The 19329-nt window shown below is 59.3% G+C and carries 18 protein-coding genes; 10 read left to right on the forward strand and 8 right to left on the reverse strand.

The window, feature by feature from the left end; translation table 11 throughout:
• The first annotated feature begins 86 nt into the window (after positions 1-86).
• The 4 genes from lpxC to UB90_RS08810 all read left to right on the forward strand — a co-directional run bounded on the left by lpxC (position 87) and on the right by UB90_RS08810 (position 5705).
• A complete protein-coding gene (lpxC, locus tag UB90_RS08795; RefSeq protein ID WP_005609841.1) occupies positions 87-1034 on the forward strand; it encodes a UDP-3-O-acyl-N-acetylglucosamine deacetylase in 948 nt (315 codons plus the stop codon).
• A 317-nt stretch (positions 1035-1351) separates the two neighbouring features.
• Positions 1352-2203 (forward strand): outer membrane protein assembly factor BamD, encoded by an 852-nt coding sequence (locus UB90_RS08800; RefSeq protein WP_009178973.1) that lies wholly within the window; start codon positions 1352-1354, stop codon positions 2201-2203.
• 76 nt (positions 2204-2279) lie between these two features.
• Entirely contained in the window at positions 2280-3929 is a 1650-nt protein-coding gene (gene recN / locus UB90_RS08805) for a DNA repair protein RecN (protein WP_065326809.1), read from the forward strand.
• A gap of 81 nt (positions 3930-4010) precedes the next feature.
• The gene (locus UB90_RS08810) at positions 4011-5705 is read left to right on the forward strand and encodes a chloride channel protein (protein ID WP_065326810.1); all 1695 of its coding nucleotides are present in this window, start codon (positions 4011-4013) and stop codon (positions 5703-5705) included.
• Between the two features lie 104 nt (positions 5706-5809).
• On the opposite strand, the gene UB90_RS08815 is transcribed toward UB90_RS08810, so the two are convergent.
• The gene (locus UB90_RS08815) at positions 5810-6502 is read right to left on the reverse strand and encodes an EI24 domain-containing protein (protein WP_005609753.1); all 693 of its coding nucleotides are present in this window, start codon (positions 6500-6502) and stop codon (positions 5810-5812) included.
• Positions 6499-7077 (reverse strand): nitroreductase family protein, encoded by a 579-nt coding sequence (locus tag UB90_RS08820; RefSeq protein WP_065326811.1) that lies wholly within the window; start codon positions 7075-7077, stop codon positions 6499-6501. The genes UB90_RS08815 and UB90_RS08820 overlap by 4 nt, the downstream gene beginning before the upstream one ends.
• Positions 7078-7310: 233 nt before the next feature.
• Here UB90_RS08820 and UB90_RS08825 point away from each other — a divergent pair, with 233 nt between their 5' ends.
• Positions 7311-7589, forward strand: a complete 279-nt coding sequence (locus tag UB90_RS08825; protein ID WP_005609747.1) for a DUF167 domain-containing protein — start codon at positions 7311-7313, stop codon at positions 7587-7589.
• A gap of 30 nt (positions 7590-7619) precedes the next feature.
• On the opposite strand, the gene UB90_RS08830 is transcribed toward UB90_RS08825, so the two are convergent.
• Positions 7620-7862 (reverse strand): hypothetical protein, encoded by a 243-nt coding sequence (locus UB90_RS08830; protein ID WP_005609744.1) that lies wholly within the window; start codon positions 7860-7862, stop codon positions 7620-7622.
• 133 nt (positions 7863-7995) lie between these two features.
• Here UB90_RS08830 and UB90_RS08835 point away from each other — a divergent pair, with 133 nt between their 5' ends.
• The 3 genes from UB90_RS08835 to UB90_RS08845 all read left to right on the forward strand — a co-directional run bounded on the left by UB90_RS08835 (position 7996) and on the right by UB90_RS08845 (position 9417).
• Positions 7996-8655: a M48 family metalloprotease gene (locus UB90_RS08835; protein WP_065320753.1), complete on the forward strand. Its 660-nt coding sequence runs from the start codon at positions 7996-7998 to the stop codon at positions 8653-8655.
• Between the two features lie 9 nt (positions 8656-8664).
• Positions 8665-9045 (forward strand): YigZ family protein, encoded by a 381-nt coding sequence (locus UB90_RS08840; RefSeq protein WP_005609738.1) that lies wholly within the window; start codon positions 8665-8667, stop codon positions 9043-9045.
• 96 nt (positions 9046-9141) lie between these two features.
• Complete coding sequence (locus UB90_RS08845) at positions 9142-9417, forward strand: DUF6455 family protein (protein ID WP_065326812.1); 276 nt, start codon at positions 9142-9144, stop codon at positions 9415-9417.
• 78 nt (positions 9418-9495) lie between these two features.
• On the opposite strand, the gene gatB is transcribed toward UB90_RS08845, so the two are convergent.
• On the reverse strand, positions 9496-11004 hold the full coding sequence (gene gatB, locus UB90_RS08850; RefSeq protein ID WP_065326813.1) for an Asp-tRNA(Asn)/Glu-tRNA(Gln) amidotransferase subunit GatB: 1509 nt from the start codon (positions 11002-11004) through the stop codon (positions 9496-9498).
• A gap of 226 nt (positions 11005-11230) precedes the next feature.
• Here gatB and UB90_RS08855 point away from each other — a divergent pair, with 226 nt between their 5' ends.
• A complete protein-coding gene (locus tag UB90_RS08855) occupies positions 11231-13579 on the forward strand; it encodes a Tex family protein (RefSeq protein WP_065326819.1) in 2349 nt (782 codons plus the stop codon).
• Between the two features lie 89 nt (positions 13580-13668).
• On the opposite strand, the gene UB90_RS08860 is transcribed toward UB90_RS08855, so the two are convergent.
• The 3 genes from UB90_RS08860 to pepN all read right to left on the reverse strand — a co-directional run bounded on the left by UB90_RS08860 (position 13669) and on the right by pepN (position 18205).
• The gene (locus UB90_RS08860; protein WP_227512059.1) at positions 13669-14955 is read right to left on the reverse strand and encodes a hypothetical protein; all 1287 of its coding nucleotides are present in this window, start codon (positions 14953-14955) and stop codon (positions 13669-13671) included.
• Between the two features lie 240 nt (positions 14956-15195).
• Positions 15196-15648: a hypothetical protein gene (locus tag UB90_RS08865; protein WP_065326815.1), complete on the reverse strand. Its 453-nt coding sequence runs from the start codon at positions 15646-15648 to the stop codon at positions 15196-15198.
• The gene (pepN, locus tag UB90_RS08870; RefSeq protein WP_065326816.1) at positions 15641-18205 is read right to left on the reverse strand and encodes an aminopeptidase N; all 2565 of its coding nucleotides are present in this window, start codon (positions 18203-18205) and stop codon (positions 15641-15643) included. The genes UB90_RS08865 and pepN overlap by 8 nt, the downstream gene beginning before the upstream one ends.
• A gap of 121 nt (positions 18206-18326) precedes the next feature.
• Here pepN and UB90_RS08875 point away from each other — a divergent pair, with 121 nt between their 5' ends.
• A complete protein-coding gene (locus UB90_RS08875; RefSeq protein WP_065326817.1) occupies positions 18327-18533 on the forward strand; it encodes a hypothetical protein in 207 nt (68 codons plus the stop codon).
• 211 nt (positions 18534-18744) lie between these two features.
• Here the strand turns inward: UB90_RS08875 and UB90_RS08880 are convergent.
• Positions 18745-19329, reverse strand: a 585-nt coding sequence (locus tag UB90_RS08880) for an NAD(P)(+) transhydrogenase (Re/Si-specific) subunit beta (RefSeq protein WP_162559168.1), incomplete at its 5' end; no start/stop codon positions are given.

The following is a 19329-nucleotide window of genomic DNA, read 5'->3' on the forward strand; positions in this document are numbered from 1 at the left end:
TCATTCGGTTACAAAGATTGAATTGAGGCTAGTGCACAGAGCCCTTAGGTGTACCGGCAAGGCGGCCCCAGAGGCCGAAGCTACCCATGAGGCACATTGTGCAAAACACGCTCAAAGCAGCAGTTACCTTTGAAGGCACCGGCCTGCATTCAGGCAAACCGGCCAAGATGATTGTGCGCCCGGCTCCCGCCGAGCATGGCATCACCTTCATGCGGACCGACATTGCCTTGGGTAACACACTCATTCCAGCGCGCTGGGACATGGTGGAGCGCACCGCGCTGTGTACACGTCTTGTGAACGGAGCCGGTGTGTCGGTTTCAACCGTAGAGCATATCATGGCGGCGCTTGCAGGCTGCGGTATCCACAATGCTCGTGTCGAGATCGACGGACCTGAAGTGCCGATCATGGATGGCTCATCTGCAGAATTTGTCCGCAAGATGATGGCGACTGGCATCCGTCGTCTGGGCGTACCTGTCCGTGCATGGAAAGTGCTGAAACCGGTCATGGTGGAAACCGAGGACGCGCGCGCAACCCTGTTGCCCTGCGACCGGTTGAAAATCTCTTTTGACATCGAGTTTGCGGAAGAAGGCATTGGCCATCAGAGCCGCGAACTGGACCTGCGTAACGGCACTTTTGCTCGCGAACTCTGCGACAGCCGCACATTCTGCCGTCGCTCCGACGTTGAGGCGATGCAGGCCAATGGTCTCGCGCTCGGCGGTGTGCCAGGAGAGAACGCAGTGGTTTTTGATGGCCCTGTGGTCCATGCAGGTTCTGGTCTGCGCCACCCGGATGAGCCTGTTCGTCATAAGATGCTCGATGCACTTGGGGATCTTGCATTGGCAGGCCTGCCGATCTTTGGTCACTATGTCGGGGAACGGGCAGGGCACTCGCTCACCAATACTCTGCTTCGTGCGCTCTTTGACACGCCGGGTGCCGTGCGCGAAGTTACCTGTGATCCGATCATGACCGCACGCCTGCCGGGCCAAGGCTTGGTCTGGTCCGAAATCCCTGCTCAGGTGCGCCGCGTCGCCTGATCGCGGGTCGTGCAAATACTCCAATCAGATATGAAACGGTCGGCTTGCGTCGGCCGTTTTTCATTTTGTGGATCGGTGCGCGTGTTTGAGGCCATGGAATGCTGCGGTTTGAGGAAGCAAGCAGACTTGACCCTCACCGGCTTTCTCTGCCAATTGAGCTTGAGCAGTGTGAAAGGCGTTTTGCACATCATATGAATGTGCTAGACCGTGGCGACGCCCCGTCCCATACATGGGATGTTAGGCCCCGCCAGCGCCAAGACGCAGGCGAAAGGACGCGGTCGCGAGGCTGCAGAACGAGACGGTGAAGTGAGGCAGGAATGATCGGCATCAGGGCAGCAGCCAAAGGGATCGGAGTGGTCGCACTGATGGCGACTCTTGCCGCGTGCGGTGGTGCGGATGGTGATGCACAGCGCTCGGGACAAGATCTCGAAGTATTTACTCCGGCTCAGATCTACGAACGCGGTGAGTTTGAGCTTGCTCGCAACCGCGAACAGGATGCGGCTTATTATTTCTCCGAGGTTGAGCGGCTCTATCCCTATTCTGAATGGGCCAAGCAATCGCTGATCATGCAGGCCTTCACCTATCATCAGGCCGAGGATTACGAGAACAGTCGCTCCGCTGCACAGCGCTATATAGATTTCTACCCCACTGATGAGGATGCAGCGTACGCTCAGTATCTTCTGGCGCTGAGCTATTATGACCAGATTGATGAGGTCGGGCGCGATCAGGGGCTGACATTCCAGGCGTTGCAGGCGCTGCGCACGGTGATCGAGGTTTATCCCGATAGTGAATATGCCTCTTCCGCGATCCTGAAATTCGACCTCGCCTTTGATCACCTTGCGGGCAAGGAGATGGAGATCGGTCGCTACTATCTGAAGCGCCAGCACTACACCGCAGCGATCAATCGCTTCCGTGTGGTGGTTGAGGATTTCCAGACCACCTCGCACACGGCCGAGGCGTTGTATCGCCTGATCGAGGCTTATCTGTCGCTCGGCCTGACAGATGAGGCACAGTCTGCGGGCGCTATTCTGGGTCACAACTTCCAATCGACAGATTGGTACGAGGATGGCTACAAACTGCTGACCTCGCAGGGCCTCAAGCTCAAGGATCGTGGCAACAACTGGCTCGCCAAGATCTATCGCCAGTCGATCAAGGGCCAATGGCTCTGACGGACTACAGTTCTGCGCAATTGGATCCGAGCGTTGGTGTGCAGCGTTCGGATCGCGCTCAATACGGGGCATCTAGATGCTGCGCGCGCTTGATATTCGCGACCTTCTGATCATCGACCATCTGGAACTGACGTTCCAGCCGGGTCTGAATGTACTCACCGGGGAAACCGGTGCCGGTAAATCCATCCTTCTTGATTCTCTGGGCTTTGTGCTGGGCTGGCGCGGACGTGCTGCATTGGTGCGCCAAGGTGCTGAGCAAGGGGAGGTCGTTGCGGAATTCGATTTGCCCGAGGGACACGCGGCGCGGGCGGTGCTTGAAGAGGCTGGGTTGCCGGTTTCTGACAGTCTGCTGTTGCGGCGGGTAAACACCGCGGATGGGCGTAAAACGGCATGGGTCAATGATCGCCGTTGCTCGGGCGAGGTGCTCAGAGCGCTTTCTGATACATTGCTGGAGCTGCATGGCCAGCATGACGACCGGGGCCTCCTTAATCCGCGTGGCCACCGGGCGATGTTGGATGAATTTGCCAATGCCACTGCCCAAGTGGAAGAGGTGCGCACCGCATGGAGCGCCGCAGCCCGCGCGCGTAAGCAGGTGGCCGATACCCGTGCAGCCTTGGAAAACGTGCGCGCAGAAGAGGAATTCTTGCGTCATTCGGTGTCCGAACTGGACCAGTTGAACCCGGAACCCGGCGAAGATGAGAATTTAGACACCCGCCGCCGTCATATGCAGGCCGCTGAGCGTATCCGGGGCGACATTGCCCGCGCGCACAGCCTGCTGTCTGAAGGGGCGGAGGGCGCGATGGGAGAGGCGCAACGCTGGCTGGAAGCCGTCTCAGGTGATGCGGGCGAAGCGCTTGATGCACCATTGGCTGCCCTGAGCCGCGCCATGATCGAGTTGGGCGATGCTCAGGACGGGGTGGAGCGGTTTCTCGAAGGGCTCGATTTTAACCCCGGCGATCTGGAAGATTGTGAAGAGCGCCTCTTTGCGATCCGCGCCTTGGCCCGCAAACACAATGTCCAGCCAGATGATCTGGCAGAGCATGCGGATGTGTTGCGCGAAAAACTTCAGGCACTGGATGCGGGTGATCAGAATCTTGCGGATCAGGAAAAAGCGCTGAAGGCCGCAGAGGCCACATATCAGACCGCAGCAGGCCGTCTGTCCGCCAAACGTCGCGATAGCGCGGCGACGTTGGATGCGGCGGTAATGGCGGAACTGGCACCGTTGAAAATGGAACGCGCGGTGTTTGAAACCTTGATCGCTGACGCAGAACCGGGCCCAGAAGGTGTGGATGCGGTGGCCTTCACCGTCGCGACAAACCCCGGCGCGCCTGCGGGTCCGCTTAATAAGATCGCATCCGGTGGCGAGTTGAGCCGCTTCCTGCTGGCGCTTAAGGTCTGTCTGCGCGGCGAGGATGCAGAAAAAACGCTGATCTTCGACGAGATCGACCGTGGGGTGGGAGGCGCAACTGCAGATGCGGTTGGGCGGCGGCTCAAGGCGCTCGCAGATGGCAGCCAGGTGCTGGTTGTCACCCATTCGCCGCAGGTGGCGGCGCAGGGGGCTCATCACTGGCGGGTGCAGAAATCCGTTGAGGCGGGCGTGACGCTATCGCAAGTGGTGCCACTCAGTGATGACGAGCGGATTGATGAAATCGCGCGTATGGTCTCGGGGGACCGCATCACACCAGAGGCACGCGCGGCGGCCAAAGCTCTGCTGGCAGACGTCTAGCTACGCGCCGCAAGAATATTTGTTAACCATCACAGGATGGGTGTGGCCCTGATAGGTCAGTGAAGGGATCGGAGAACCTAAATGGCGCGATTTGAACGCTCTGCACTGTCCGAATATTTTGCCCAAGCCAAGGCGAGCCTGAAGGATGCGCAGCGTGTTCTGGTCCACCGTGGCCCGAGCCAGCTACAGTTTTGGCTGATTGCCATGATCATCGGTATCCTTGCAGGCTTTGCTGCACTGTTCTTTCGCAAGGGGATCACCGCATTGCAGGGCGCGGTCTATGGTGCGGAGGACGTCGACTATCTGCATAGTTTCGCCGCCACGCTGCCTTGGTATGTGCTGCTTTTAGTCCCGGTGCTTGGGGGGCTGATTGTGGGGATAATCCTGCATCGCTTTACGCCGGACGGCCGTGTACGCTCTGTTGCCGATGTGATCGAGGGTGCGGCCCTGCGCGACGGGCGTGTCGAGATCCGTGAAGGGCTTGCCTCAGCCTGCGCCTCGTTTCTGACGCTCTCTACCGGCGGGTCTTCGGGCCGAGAAGGGCCTGTGGTGCATATCGCAGGTATGATTTCCACATGGATCAGCGATCGCATTCGCGCCGATGGGGTTACCGGGCGGGACCTCTTGGGCTGTGCGGTGGCGGCAGCGGTCTCTGCGAGTTTTAACGCACCTATCGCGGGTGCGCTCTTTGCCATGGAAGTGGTGCTGCGGCATTTCTCGGTCAATACCTTTGCCCCGATCGTGGTGGCCTCTGTTGCTGGCACGGTGATCAACCGGCTGGAATATGGCGATGTGACCGAGTTCGTTCTCACAACCCCCGGCGCGTTGCAGTTCTACGTGGAATTGCCCGCCTTCTTGATCCTTGGTCTGATCTGCGGCGTTGTGGCGGTGGTGCTGATGCGCTCGATCTTCGTGACCGACAGGTTAGGGAGTGCGGTCCAATCCGCGCTTGGCGTGCCGCGCTGGTTGCGTCCGACAGCTGCTGGCTTTCTGCTCGGCATGATCGCGATCTGGTTTCCCCACATTATCGGCGTTGGCTATGAAACCACGGTTCTGGCGCTATCTGGTCAATTGCTGCTCAGCCAGGCGATCCTCTTCACCATCGTCAAAGTGGCCGCCGTTTCCATCACGATGGGCGGGCGCATGGGCGGGGGCGTGTTCTCGCCTTCCCTGATGGTTGGTGCTTTGACGGGGCTTGCCTTCGGGCTTATCGCCACCAACCTGCTGCCAGATGTGTCGGGCACCCACACGCTTTATGCCTTTGCGGGGATGGGGGCTGTGGCGGCGGCGGTGCTGGGCGCGCCCATCTCAACCACGCTTATCGTGTTCGAACTGACGGGGGACTGGCAGATCGGTCTTGCGGTGATGGTCTCTGTGTCAATGTCCACCGCTCTGGCCTCGCGCCTTGTGGATCGGTCGTTTTTCCTGACCCAACTGGAAAAGCGTGACATTCACTGCGCCGCAGGACCACAGGCCTACCTTCTGGGCACGCTGCGGGTCGGAAAAGTCATGCGCCCGCTGTCAGCCTCAGATCCTGAGAGCGCGCAATTGCTGATAGACGAAGGCATTGCAATCAGCCCAACTGCGACGCTGGAGGCGGCATTGCCGATCTTTGACAGGGCAGGGGTGGAGTTCATTCCCGTGGTCGATGAAGAAGAGCTCTCCGAAGAGACCGGAGAGCCAAAGATGACCCTGATTGGGGTCATCCATCATATCGATGCGCTCAAGGCCTATAACCGGGCTTTGGTCGCCATCGCTGCAGAAGAGCATCGTTAGGGCACGTAGTGGGCCTGCGCCCCGAAGGGGCGCTGGGCCCAAGGCTGTTTGTGCTGCATCTTTGATGCAGCGCACAGGCGCGGGAGCCCCCGGCCTGTGATGCATCAGCGCTGACGCCAGAGGGCGTGGAAGATATGCGTGAAGGTCGCAGCGCCCAGGATCGGGATCAGCAGGTTCACCAACGGGATCGACAGCGGCATCGCCATCAACACACCCGCTGCCCAGATCGTGGCGCCATGGCGTCGCCGCAGGCGTTTGGCTTCCACCAGCCCAACCCGGCGCGCGGCGGCGAGGGTGAAATACTCACGCCCCAGCAAGAACCCGTTGAGACCCCAGAAAATGAACAACGCCGCTGGGGGGAACATCACATAGAGGATGAGCGCGAGCACGTTTGCAGTGAGCAAAACGCCGAGAAAATTCACGGTGTCTTTGACGCCTTCCCAAATCGATAACCCCGGAACCGGCGGCAAGTGGGGATAGTGTTTGGCCTCGACGGCGGCGGCCACCTCGTCCAGAAACATCGATGTGATCGCCGAGGCGACCGGAACCATCAAGAACACCGACAGCAGCATCATGAAGAAGAATGATCCGACCGAAAGCAGATCATTCAGCCATGTCACCTGACCAATCAGCGGCAATGTCGTTTCAGGCCCGACCAGCGATTGGATCAGGATCAAAAGCGCTGCATAGGCCGCAACCAGCAGCGCAAACGTAAGCCCCACACCGAGAAAGAGAACCCGGCGAAAGCGCGGGTCTCCAATTTGGCCAAGAGCATTGCCAAAGGCGGTAAAGATCATGTTTCAACCCATGTGGTGATCGCGTCGACATCCGGACGTGGGCGCTCAGGCGGCACGGCACCTTCGGTGGCGATATGGATGAGGCCCGCGATACGTTCGTTTTCCGCCAGATCAAAGGCAGCTTTGCAAAATCCGCGATCATGGCTCATCCAGCCAGAGAGCCAGTTTGCGCCCCAACCCGCCGCCAGTGCGGCGTTCAGCAGGGCGAGGCAAACGGCGCCTGCAGAATAGGTCATCTCCAATGGTGGGATCTTGGGGCTGTCTTTTTGGATCTCAACCACCACCACTGCAAGCTGGCCGAGGTCAAACTGGCTGCGTGCCTTGGCGATATCCTCGGAGGATTTGCCCAGACGCGTGCCCGCTTCTGCAGTGAGATCACCCAGCCGCTGCATCGCACCCTTTTCCACCACGATAAAACGCCAAGGCTCCAGCTTGCCGTGATCCGGCGTACGGGCGGCTGCCGTCAGCAGCGGCATGAGGTCTTCACGTGTGGGAGCAGGCGCGATCAGCGTTTTGGCCGGGCGAGAGCGGCGATTGTGCAGAAAGTCGAGGGCGGCATCATTGCGTTGTGGCATATGTAAAACCTTTTTACATCTTGTCTTGCCCTATGTCGGGCAGCTGGAGGCGGGTTTCAAGGGGAAAGCGGCCTTGCGGGGCCAGTCACTTGAGTGCGCGGGACTGGGGGCTGGGAACGCATCTTCTGCGGGTGTATTGCTGCCACGAGAATGTGTCCACGGGCATCATCGCACATGAAAGTGGCGCCAACGCACAACAGGCTTTTTGCGCGCCTCAGCAAGGACCATGACCCATGGCAAAACCTAAAGCACGCGCGTTGGCCGACCTGAGTGATCTGGCTCAACCCGGCGCAGAGATCACGGTGCGTGTCACGCCAAAAGCGGCCTATAACGCAGTGCTGCGGCAAGGGGATGTGATCAAAGTGATGGTGACCACCGTCCCAGAGGGCGGCAAGGCAACTGCGGATGTGGCAGCACTTTTGGCGCGCGCATTGGGTGTAGCACCGTCGCAGATCACCCTGCGTCGCGGGGCAACCAGCCGGGATAAGACATTTGTTCTGACAGAGCAGTGACGCGCGCGCTGAGGCGAGCCACGGGTTGGGTCAGCCGTTCTTTTCCATCACCAGCCGGTAAACCCCCTCGGGCAGGTCCAGTGCCGCAGCGAGGTCTTGAACCTGTTCGGGCGACAAGGTGATGCGTAACGTCGAATTGGTGCGGGGATCGAATTGTTCGATTGTGACACATTCGGCGAAAGCATTGATGATCACATCCTCGTTCAGATGGGTTTTACCCTCATCGACGAGCGTGATCACAGTGGAATCAAATTCATGCTCAATGGTAAACATGACCTGAGCTTGCCACCGGTTTCGCTACGCTGGCAAGTCGCGTTCGACAACCGGTTCCAGTATCTGTGACGGGCAGTTGATTGCATATACTGCAAAATCCGGGCTAGCCTGAGGCAACCGATTGTGGAGTACCATGCGCCGTTTCCTGATTCTTCTCGTCCTCTGGGTTGCAGCTTGTACCGGGATCAACCCGGACGATCCGCATTATCGTGCCTTTGTTGATGTGGCGCAGAAGGTAGAGCCTGTGGGCGAGGCACAGTGCCGGAAGAAGAACCCAAACCGCAATTGTGATTTCCAGGTCCAGCTTGATCTTGATCCCGCAGCACCGGCGAACGCCTTTCAAACCGTAGACCGCAGCGGTCGTCCGGTGGTGATTTTTACAGGAACGATGCTGAAGAGCTTTCGCAATGCCGACGAGATGGCCTTCGTCATGAGCCACGAGATGGCCCACCACATCCTTGGCCATCTCGATCAGCAACGCATCAATGCGGTGAAGGGAGCGGTTTTCCTCGGTGAATTGGTGTCCCTCGAAGGGGGCACGCCGGAGCAGGTGGCCAATGCCCAATATGTCGGCGCAGTTGTGGGCGCACGCAGCTATTCCAAGGCGTTTGAGCTCGAAGCCGACACGCTCGGCACGATCATCACTCATCAGGCGGGCTACCGCCCGAGCATTGGCGTCAAGTACTTTGATGCGATCCCCGATCCCGGTGATGCATTTCTGGGCACCCATCCCGCCAATCCGGATCGCATCCGTTTGGTCAATCAAACCATCCGCAAATACCGCCTGAACTGAGAGGGCATCATGTCAAAGGATACCGAGGTCACGCGGCTGGCCCTCAAAAAGCTTGGCGTGGTACTGACAGATCGCGGATCAAAATACGCGGTGAGTGGTGCATGCGTGCGCAGCCGCGAGGATGTGGATGCAGTGCTCGCCACCCTCAAAGCAGAACGCAGCTACGCCAAGGCCACCCACAATACATGGGCCGCAATGCTGCCCACCGGTGCGCTCAAGGCTGACGATGGTGAAAGTGGCGCCGGGATGGTGATCCTGCGCATGATGGAACGTGAGGGCCTCAGCGATCATGTGATCATCGTAACGCGTTGGTATGGGGGCAAAAAACTCGGTGGAGATCGATTTCGCCGGGTGCAGGATGCAGTCCGCGCCTATATAGAAGCGCTCTGAGGCGCAGGCGTAAAACCTCTATTTGACCTGCATCAAGGCGCTATGTGTCGGGTGACGGCATGCTTTTCCCTGAACGAGAGAACAGGAGCGCGCAGCATGATTGACCCGGACAAGCTCAAAACCCACGCAGCCCTTTTTGACAAGATGGGCAAAGCGGTCGGTCTCGATCTCGAAGAAGAAGCCATAAATGGCAACTTGCAGTTCGACGAGATTGCCGAGGCGGTATTGCGCTGTACGCGCTGCGCCTGTCCCAAGACCTGCTCTCGCTATCTGGGTGGTTTGACCGAGGAGGTCGAGCGCACGCCCGACTATTGCCGCAACGCTGATCTGCTGAGCTATCTTAAGGAAGAGCGCGCGATGGCGGCGGAATAGGCGCTGCAAACAGCCAGAGCGATACACAAAAGGCGACCCGGAGGTCGCCTTTTTTCATTGGAAGGGCAGGACGTCGCCTTAGCCCAGTTTCTTCGCGACCAGTTCGTTCACGGCCTTGGGGTTGGCCTTGCCGCCGGTGGCTTTCATCACCTGACCGACGAACCAGCCTGCAAGTTTCGGGTTCTCTTTGGCCTTTTCCACCTGTGCGGGGTTGGCAGCAATGATCTCGTCCAGAGCTGCCTCAATCGCACCGGTGTCGGTGACCTGCTTCATGCCGCGCTCTTCGACGATCTGGGCCGGGTCGCCGCCTTCGGTATAGACGATCTCAAAGAGGTCTTTGGCGATCTTGCCGGAGATGGCGCCAGAGGCGATCAGATCAATCACACCGCCAAGTTGCACGGGCGAAACCGGGCTGTCGGTGATGTCCTTGTCGTCCTTTTTCAGGCGACCGAACAGTTCGTTGATGACCCAGTTCGCGGCCAGTTTGCCGCTGCGGCCCTTGGCGACCTCATCGAAATAGTTGGCGCTTTCCAGATCTGCAGTCAGCACGGAAGCGTCATAATCGGTCAGGCCGAAGTCTTTGATGAAGCGCGCTTTTTTATCGTCGGGCAGCTCGGGAAGGGCGGCCTTGATGCCATCCACCCAGTCTTGTTCGATCTCCAGAGGCAGCAGATCGGGGTCGGGGAAGTAACGATAGTCATGCGCTTCTTCTTTGGAGCGCATCGAACGGGTTTCGCCCTTGTCGGGATCATAGAGCCGGGTTTCCTGCTCCACTTCGCCGCCAGCCTCGACAATGGCGATCTGACGACGGGCCTCGACCTCGATCGCCTGCTGGATAAAGCGCATGGAGTTCATGTTCTTGATCTCGCAACGGGTGCCGAGATGCGAGAAATCCTGCGTTTCCTGATACTTCTCGTACTGGCCCGCGCGGCAGATGGAAACGTTCACATCGGCGCGCAGGTTGCCGTTCTGCATGTTGCCGTCGCAGGTGCCAAGGTAACGCATGATCTGGCGCAGCTTGGCGATGTAGGCGGCGGCTTCCTCGGGGCCACGGATGTCCGGGCGCGAGACGATCTCCATCAGACACACGCCGGTGCGGTTCAGGTCCACAAAGGACATGGACGGGTCCATATCGTGAATGGATTTGCCGGCGTCCTGTTCCATGTGGATGCGCTCGATCCGCACCATGCGCGCCGTGCCATCGCCAAGTTCCACCAGCACTTCGCCTTCGCCCACGATGGGGTGGTAGAGCTGGGAGATCTGATAGCCCTGCGGCAGGTCGGGGTAGAAATAGTTCTTGCGGTCAAAGGCGGACCAGAGATTGATATCTGCCTTGAGGCCAAGGCCCGTGCGCACCGCCTGTTCGACGCAATATTCGTTGATCACCGGCAACATGCCGGGCATCGCCGCATCCACAAAGGCCACGTTAGAGTTGGGTTCGGCGCCGAATTGGGTCGAGGCCCCCGAGAAGAGCTTGGCATTGGAGCTGACCTGGGCATGCACCTCCATGCCGATGACCAGTTCCCAGTCATGCTTGGCACCCGCGATCACTTTGGGCTTGGGGAGTTCATATGTCAGGTCGAGCATCGAGCGGCCCTTCTTGCGATTGATCCATGTGTTCCTTGGCGTTCTAGGCGGGAGAGCGCACAGGAGCAAGGGGCTTTGGTGTCTGGACCGCGCGGCAGCGCACCGCTTGCTGCGGTTTGCCCCCTTGGCGGGCGACGTGACCCCGGCTAAGACAGATTTCCCGGTGGTATCTGTAGCCCCGGATCAGGTTGCCAGAGGAGACGCCCCGTTGACCACCGCGGACACCATGCCCCAGACGCAAGCACGCATCAGCCAGACCATCGCCGGTGAAATCAGTGCCAACGCCAAACAGGTCAGCGCTGCCGTCGCGCTGCTGGACGAAGGCGCGACCGTGCCCTTCATCGCGCGCTACCGCAAAGAGGTCACTGGCGGGTTGGATGACACGCAGCTGCGCACCCTGTCGGAGCGTCTGGAGTATCTGCGCGAGATGGAGAAACGCCGTGCGGCGATCCTTGAGTCGATCAAATCTCAGGATAAGCTGACGGATGATCTGGCGGCCTCCATCGCCAAGGCGGAGACCAAAGCACAACTGGAAGACATCTATCTGCCCTACAAGCCCAAACGCCGCACCAAGGCGATGATCGCGCGGGAAAACGGGCTGGAGCCGCTGCTGGATGCAATTCTGACGGATCGCGGAGCCGACCCCGAGGCGCTGGCGGCAGGTTATCTTTCTGAGGCGGTAGAAGACACCAAATCGGCCCTGAATGGTGCCCGTGACATTCTGACGGAACGCCTGACTGAAAACGCCGATCTGTTGGGGCGTTTGCGGACCTATATGCAATCCGAGGCCGTACTGAGCGCCAAGGTTGTCGAAGGTAAGGAACAGGCAGGCGCAAAGTTCTCGGATTACTTTCAACACTCTGAAAGCTGGAAAACCACGCCCTCGCACCGGGCGCTGGCGATGCTGCGGGGCTCCAATGAGGGCATCCTGACGCTGGACATTGCACCTCCGGGCGAAGAGGGTGTGACGCGGGCCGAGGAGATGGTCGCGGCGGTGCTGGATGTGCGCGGCAGTGCACCGGGCGACAAATGGCTCCGTAAGGTGGCGGGCTGGACGTGGCGGGTGAAACTGTCGCTGTCGATGATGCTGGAGTTGATGGGCGATCTGCGCACGCGGGCACAGGATGAGGCGATCGCCGTCTTTGCGCGCAATCTCAAGGACTTGCTCTTTGCAGCGCCGGCCGGTGCGCGACCGACTCTCGGGCTGGACCCGGGCATTCGCACCGGCGTCAAAGCGGCGGTGGTTGATGCAACCGGCAAATTGGTGGCCACCGAGACCCTGTACCCGTTTCAACCCAAAAATGATCTGCGCGGGGCGCAGGTCTCCATCCTGAAGCTGATCGCAGAACACGGCGTCGAACTGATCGCGATTGGCAATGGCACCGCCAGCCGCGAAACCGAACGCATGGTGGCAGAGGTTCTGAATAACCTGCCCGCCAAGGTGAAAGCCCCGACCAAGGTAGTGGTTTCTGAGGCTGGTGCGTCGGTCTACTCCGCGTCTGAACTGGCCGCGCGGGAGTTCCCGGATCTGGATGTCAGCTTGCGCGGGGCGGTCTCAATCGCGCGGCGCCTGCAGGACCCGCTGGCGGAGCTGGTCAAGATCGAACCCAAGAGCATCGGTGTCGGCCAGTACCAGCATGACGTTGACCAGCACAAACTCTCCAAATCGCTGGAGGCAGTCATTGAGGATGTGGTGAATGCGGTGGGCGTTGACCTCAATATGGCCTCAGCCCCGCTCTTGGCGCATGTCTCGGGCCTTGGCCCCGGCCTCGCCGAAGCCATCGTGGCCCATCGCGATATCAACGGCGCATTCGCCACCCGCAAGGAGCTGTTGAAAGTCGCACGTCTCGGTCCCAAGGCGTTTGAGCAATGCGCGGGGTTCCTGCGTATCCAAGACGGCAAAGAGCCATTGGATGCGTCCGCCGTACACCCCGAAAGCTATGATGTCGCGCGTAAAATCGTGGCCGCCTGTGGGCGCGATATTCGCCAAATCATGGGTGATGCTGCTGCACTAAAATCCCTGCGCGCTGAAACATTTGTTGCGGGCGACGTTGGCCTGCCCACTGTTCGGGATATCTTTGCGGAGCTGGAAAAGCCGGGTCGTGACCCGCGCCCGTCCTTTGTGACCGCCAGCTTCACCGATGGTGTGGAAGAGATCACCGATCTCAAACCGGGCATGGTACTCGAAGGCACGGTGACCAATGTCGCGGCCTTTGGGGCCTTTATCGATATCGGCGTGCATCAGGACGGGTTGGTGCACGTCAGCCAGCTGGCCGACAAATTCGTGAAAGACCCGCATGAGATCGTGAAAACCGGTCAGGTGGTGAAAGTCACGGTGGTCGAGGTCGACGTGCCCCGCAAACGCATCGGTCTTACGATGAAAAAAGACGGTGGCGCGTCTGCACGGGATGATCGCAATGCCCGTGGTCCCGCAAAGGGGAGCCAGCGCGATGGCGCTAAGGGGCGTTCATCGCAACACTCACGACAGAAGATGTCGGCCACGCCCAAAGGCAAAGCCAACAACGACACCGGTGCGCTGGGCGCGGCTCTGATGGACGCGTTCAAGAAGAAATAGCGCAAGGGAGATGCGCTGCCCCTGTCCTCTTCTAACCTTAAATATCCCGGGGGAGAGGCCCTGCAAGGGCCGAGGGGGCAGCGCCCCCTCTAACCTGCGGTGACTTCGGGACCGGTGTCTGTGAAAACCACCCGATAGCCCGCCTCAATGTCATCGCGAAACAGATCTGCAATGGCGCGCAGCGCATCCATTCTGCCCCGTTCGGCAAATTGCCGAACGGACCGCACCTGCGTGTCATTGTCAAATCCGGTTGATGCATGCGCCCAGATCATCGGATGCAATTCACGCAAATGGTTGCGGATCAGCCAATGGGCGGCCTCAGCGATCTGTGCCCGGATCTGTGCAACCTCGGCTGGCGTTTCAGCCTGTGAGCGCAGGGCGATACTACAATAGGCTGACATCAGGTTGATGCGTTCCTGCGAGGGCGCACGGGCAACGATATCGGCCACACCATCCAGAAAAAACGCCACATCGACACCCTGACAAGCGGCATCGGACTGCGCTAGCGCGTCGAAATAGACCCAAGTATATCCCGCAGCGCCCCAGTGGTCCTGCACCAAGGAAGCGACGCGGCGTGCTTCTAATTCCAGTGCCATCAAGCCTTCAGCACCTTGTTCCACAAGATGCGTCCCAAGCGCGCGCAAATGGCGCGGGTTGCCGGGGTCGAGGCGGATCAGATCAATGTAATCATCGGCGATTTGCCGCAGATCGGCCGAGCGATCCGCACTGTAAAGCGCGCAACGCGCTGCCGCTACAAAGGGTTTGGCTGCCGCTTGCGCCGGGATTTGCAGCAACAGCGCTTTGGCACGGTTTTGATGAGCTTCTGACCGCGACGTCAGGGTCGCCCGTTGCCGGTTCGCTTTGCGCTTTGAAATCCGACGGCAGGCCCAGGCAATATCCAGATGGGCAAGCGCCACCAGCGTGGACATGACCGGGGTGCGCTCACATTCCAGCCGCATCCGTTCCAGCGACATAATTCCATCCAGTGTGACACGTTCGGAGGGCGACAGGCCTTCGCTCAGCGCATGCTCAACAGCATTTATGACATCCGCTCGGGCCCCATAGGCAATGAGATCCGCAATGGGCGTGCCGCCGGGCGTCGCTTCGCGGGCAGTATCTGCCGCGATGATCCGCGCCTCGACATCGTCCCATCGTTCTTGGCGCGCCAGAAATTGCCCTTGGGCAATGGCGGCATCGGCGGCTTCGTCCTCTGCATTGGTCGCGGGCACCGGGATGGACAACACGTCCTCAAGTCGCAAGGGGGCTTCCGGTTCCTTGGCCTGTGCCCGTGCCGATGCCAGCGATACCGGCAAACGGAGCTTTGGAAAATTCATCCCATCACGGGCAAGCAACGTCGACACGCGAGGTGCGATCAAGCGGAGCGCTTTTTTTAAACCGTCTTTTGCCGGTGGTGCAGAGAGTGGCATCAGCTGGTCCCAATTATTTTCAGCAGTCTGTTCTGAACCAAACTGTCTGAAAGATTTGAGGCGCAAACATGGCAGGGGCGGGGTGTTCCCCAGATCAATTTCGACAGGCCGCCGGGTAATGGCGGCAAAAGCGCGGCATTTTGCCGATAGCGCGAAAAGTCCGGGCAGAAGGCCGCCGATTGGTGCGGCTTAGGGAACAGTAAAATGCTGTTTTTTCATTGCGATCTGGCGCGCGGCCAATGCCTCCTCAAAGGCGGACAACTTGGGAGTGACCTCTGCAGGAATGCGATGATGCGTGCCGATGCGCGTGTGAACGGTCGCGCGAATGGAAAAATCCCAGCGTGTCACCAGTAAGATATGATCGATTTCGCCCAGTGCGATATCGGCGCTACTGCGCACGCTCTGCCAGCGCAAGCGATCTTCGGAGAGTTCAAGCCACGCCACGGGGTTGCGCCACATTTCCCAAAGGGCTGGGAGCAGCGGCAAGGTCAGGAGCACAACAATCCAGCCGCGCGCCCCAAACATGAACGCGATCATGCCTACCGCCAGCGCCCATGCGCTGATCACCAATATGGTGCCAGTCGAGCGCGCGTCCCGTCTGAAACGGAACGCGCGGAGATTTGTGTCGCCCGTCTCAGGCATCAAGGATGCGGCTCACCATCTCATTGGTGTCGCGGCTCAGGCCGTCTACTGCTTTGATCCGTTTGAGCTCGGTCAGGATTTTCTCTTGCCGATCCGCATCATAGCGCTTCCACGTCTGCAACGCGGTACACATGCGGGCAGTGGTCTGTGGGTTCAGCGGATCAAGCGCGATCAACTGATCTGCCAATAGGCGATAGCCGCTGCCATCCGCCTGATGGAAACCGGCATGGTTCATCGACAAGGCCCCCATCACCGCGCGGAAGCGATTGGGGTTCTTGATGGTAAAGAGCGGATGCCGGGTCAGCGCTTCGGCCACGCCGGGGGCACGTTCAGGACGTGCGGTGGCAACCTGCAGTGCAAACCATTTGTCCATCACCAGCCGGTCGTCTTGCCATTGCTCATAAAACGCCTGTGATTGCGCCTCGCCTTTTTCGGCCTTTAGCAAACACGCCAGTGCGGTGTTTTGCACTGTCATGTTGTCGGCCGTTTCAAACTGTTTGGCCGCGGCCTCTGCGCCATCTATGCGGGTCAAAAGCGCCAGAATGCGCCCGTTGAGCGCCCGAAGGCCCGCATCCCGCGCGTCCGGCTTATAAGGCCCCTCGACCTTAGTGGCCGCAAACAACCGAGGCAGGCTATCTGAGAGATTCTGAGCCAATGTCTGAGCAAAGGTTTCGGCCGCATCGTGGATGGCATCCGGGTCGGGCGTCACACCCTGATCGGCAAGCGCCTGCGCAATCTCGCTCTCGGAAGGGGGCGACAACACCAGTGCGCGGAAGGCTGGATCAAGCGCATCATCCCGCACGAGAGATTGCAGTGCGTCCAGATATTGCGCATCCGGGCTTGCGCCCTCGGTCACCATTGCAATGCGCGAGGCCTTGGCCAACTCACGCCCCGCTTCCCAACGATTGAAGGGATCCGTGTCGTGGGCCAACAGGAACGCACGCTCCTCGGCCGAGGTTTCGCGCGTCAAAATGACCGGCGCGGAGAAATCCCGCAGGATTGACGGGATCGGACGGGCCGACAGCCCCTCAAAGCGGAAACTCTGTTCGGCCTTTGTCATTTCCAGCACGGTGGTTGGAACCACCTCGTCGCCATTGGGGTTGAGTAGTCCCACCGCAATCGGAATGACCTTTGGGTCTTTGTGATCCTGACCGGGGGTCGGCGGCGTGGTCTGGCGGAACGTTAGCGTATAGGTTCCACCCTCATAGGAGTCCTGCACCGATACACGCGGCGTGCCTGCCTGACTGTACCAATTCTTGAACTGTGCCAGATCGCGACCGGTGGAATCCTCAAACACCTTGATCCAGTCTTCAATGGTGCAGGCCTGCCCATCGTGACGTTCAAAGTAGAGATCAAGCGCGGTGTAATAGGCCTCGTCCCCAACCAGCCGTTTCAGCATGCCGATCACCTCGGCACCCTTTTCATAGACGGTTGCGGTATAAAAGTTGTTGATCTCCTGAAACGCCTCGGGGCGCACCGGATGGGCGAGGGGGCCATTGTCCTCGGGGAATTGGCGCGCCCGCAGGTCAATCGCATCCTCAATCCGCTTCACCGGGGCAGAGCGCATGTCGGCCGTGAACTGCGCATCGCGATAGACCGTCAGACCCTCCTTCAAACAGAGCTGGAACCAATCTCGACAGGTGATCCGATTCCCGGTCCAGTTGTGAAAGTACTCATGGGCGATAATCGCCTCAATACGTTCGAAATTTGCATCTGTAGAGGTCTCTGGGCTGGCCAGAACACAAGAAGAGTTGAAAATGTTCAATCCCTTGTTTTCCATCGCACCCATGTTGAAGTCATCCACCGCGACGATATTGAACACGTCCAGGTCGTATTCACGCCCATAGACTTCCTCGTCCCATGTCATCGACTTTTTCAGCGCTTCCATACCAAAGGCACATTTGTCCTCGTCACCGGGGCGCACCCAGATGTTGAGTTCGACATCCTTGCCGGAGCCTGTGGAGAAGCGATCCGGATGATTGACCAGATCGCCGGCCACCAGCGCAAACAAATAAGCCGGTTTGGGCCATGGATCGTGCCATTCGGAATAGCCCGCCCCGCGATCACCGGGGTTGCCATTGGACAGCATGACCTTTTCCTCGCCCTCAATGCGCACGCTAAAAGTGCTCATTACGTCAGGGCGATCGGGGTAATAGGTGATCTTGCGGAACCCTTCGGCCTCACATTGGGTGCAATACATGCCATTGGACATGTACAGCCCTTCAAGCGCGGTATTGGCCTGTGGGTTGATCTCGACCTCCGCCTCCCAGGTGAATGGCTGATCCGGCACATCGCAGGTTAGTCCCGTGTCGGTCAGAACTGGCGTGACCGCCTCACCATTGATGCGTGAAGATATCAGTTTAAGCTTTTCACCATGCAGGAAAAAATGCCGGTCTGGGGCGTCTGGATTGGGCGCAAAGCGGATCTTTGACAGCACCCGCGTGGTTTCCGGAGCGAGGCGAAAGGTCAGCTCGACACTCTCCACGACAAAGCCAAACGGGGCATAGTCCTTCAGGTAGAACGTCTCTGGCTGGGTGCTTGGAGCGGCGTCGTTCATGGATACATCCTTCGCGATTTTTGGGAACCTGCGCCGGGGCGCGTGCGTTTCACCTCCAAGACCTATGCAACCGAGGGCAGACGGGCAAGCTCCCTTCGTCCTCATTTGAAAGGAGAAGCTCATGTCTGAAGCTGACACACCGATGACCACCCAGCGTGAGGTTCGCCAGCGCAAGCGCGGGCTCTACTGGCTGATTGCTCTCGTTGCGCTGATCTTGCTTGGTCTTGCGATCTTCGGGCTTGGGGATGACCTCACAAGCGTCGAAGGGCAGGCGATTGATGCGCCCACCACTGAGAGCGTGACCACGACGGGTGAAAGTGGCGATTGATCCCCTAGAGGGTGCGCCGTTTATGCGAAATTGTGGACATAAAACTAGAGCATCGTCCTGCAAATCTGCAACATGGGCGATGCTCTATCCATTTGTATTGTCGCGCAAAATTATCCGAAAACCGGTTCCCACTTTTCGGATTGCGCTCTAGACATATGAAAAAGGGCGCCCCGATCTCAGGGCGCCCTTCTTTGGGTTTTCTGCACTGACCTCACTCGATGATATTGAGGAGCGTGCTGAGGGATTGTTTTGCGTCGCCGTAGAACATGCGGGTGTTGTCCTTGAAGAACAGCGGGTTCTCGATGCCGGAATAGCCGGTGCCCTGACCGCGTTTGGAGACAAACACCTGCTTTGCTTTCCAGCACTCCAGAACCGGCATGCCGGCGATGGGCGAGTTGGGGTCTTCCTGCGCGGCCGGGTTCACGATGTCGTTGGAGCCGATCACGATGGCCACATCCGTCTCCGGGAAGTCGTCGTTGATCTCGTCCATCTCCAGCACGATGTCATAGGGCACTTTGGCTTCGGCCAAGAGCACGTTCATGTGTCCGGGCAAGCGCCCCGCCACCGGGTGGATCGCAAAGCGCACGTTCTTGCCCTTGGCGCGCAGGCGGCGCGTGAGCTCGGCCACATTGGATTGCGCCTGCGCCACCGCCATGCCGTAGCCGGGGATGATCACCACGCTGTCGGCTTCTTCCAGGGCTGCGGCCACGCCATCGGCGTCAATCGCTACCTGCTCGCCCTCGACCTCCATCGCGGGACCGGTGCTGCCGCCAAATCCGCCAAGGATCACCGAGAC

The sequence above is a fragment of the Tritonibacter mobilis genome (assembly GCF_001681715.1).
In the GTDB taxonomy this organism is placed as follows: Bacteria; Pseudomonadota; Alphaproteobacteria; order Rhodobacterales; family Rhodobacteraceae; genus Epibacterium; species Epibacterium mobile.

What these genes read in the sequence shown, in the direction of transcription:
- UB90_RS08855 (WP_065326819.1), top strand. Translation starts at nt 11,231, where the DNA reads ATGCCCCAGACGCAAGCACGCATCAGCCAGACCATCGCCGGTGAAATC.
- UB90_RS08815 (WP_005609753.1), bottom strand. Translation starts at nt 6,502, where the DNA reads ATGATCTTTACCGCCTTTGGCAATGCTCTTGGCCAAATTGGAGACCCG.
- UB90_RS08820 (WP_065326811.1), bottom strand. Translation starts at nt 7,077, where the DNA reads ATGCCACAACGCAATGATGCCGCCCTCGACTTTCTGCACAATCGCCGC.
- UB90_RS08835 (WP_065320753.1), top strand. Translation starts at nt 7,996, where the DNA reads ATGCGCCGTTTCCTGATTCTTCTCGTCCTCTGGGTTGCAGCTTGTACC.
- gatB (WP_065326813.1), bottom strand. Translation starts at nt 11,004, where the DNA reads ATGCTCGACCTGACATATGAACTCCCCAAGCCCAAAGTGATCGCGGGT.
- pepN (WP_065326816.1), bottom strand. Translation starts at nt 18,205, where the DNA reads ATGAACGACGCCGCTCCAAGCACCCAGCCAGAGACGTTCTACCTGAAG.
- lpxC (WP_005609841.1), top strand. Translation starts at nt 87, where the DNA reads ATGAGGCACATTGTGCAAAACACGCTCAAAGCAGCAGTTACCTTTGAA.
- UB90_RS08875 (WP_065326817.1), top strand. Translation starts at nt 18,327, where the DNA reads ATGTCTGAAGCTGACACACCGATGACCACCCAGCGTGAGGTTCGCCAG.
- recN (WP_065326809.1), top strand. Translation starts at nt 2,280, where the DNA reads ATGCTGCGCGCGCTTGATATTCGCGACCTTCTGATCATCGACCATCTG.
- UB90_RS08825 (WP_005609747.1), top strand. Translation starts at nt 7,311, where the DNA reads ATGGCAAAACCTAAAGCACGCGCGTTGGCCGACCTGAGTGATCTGGCT.
- UB90_RS08830 (WP_005609744.1), bottom strand. Translation starts at nt 7,862, where the DNA reads ATGTTTACCATTGAGCATGAATTTGATTCCACTGTGATCACGCTCGTC.
- UB90_RS08800 (WP_009178973.1), top strand. Translation starts at nt 1,352, where the DNA reads ATGATCGGCATCAGGGCAGCAGCCAAAGGGATCGGAGTGGTCGCACTG.
- UB90_RS08865 (WP_065326815.1), bottom strand. Translation starts at nt 15,648, where the DNA reads ATGCCTGAGACGGGCGACACAAATCTCCGCGCGTTCCGTTTCAGACGG.
- UB90_RS08810 (WP_065326810.1), top strand. Translation starts at nt 4,011, where the DNA reads ATGGCGCGATTTGAACGCTCTGCACTGTCCGAATATTTTGCCCAAGCC.
- UB90_RS08840 (WP_005609738.1), top strand. Translation starts at nt 8,665, where the DNA reads ATGTCAAAGGATACCGAGGTCACGCGGCTGGCCCTCAAAAAGCTTGGC.
- UB90_RS08845 (WP_065326812.1), top strand. Translation starts at nt 9,142, where the DNA reads ATGATTGACCCGGACAAGCTCAAAACCCACGCAGCCCTTTTTGACAAG.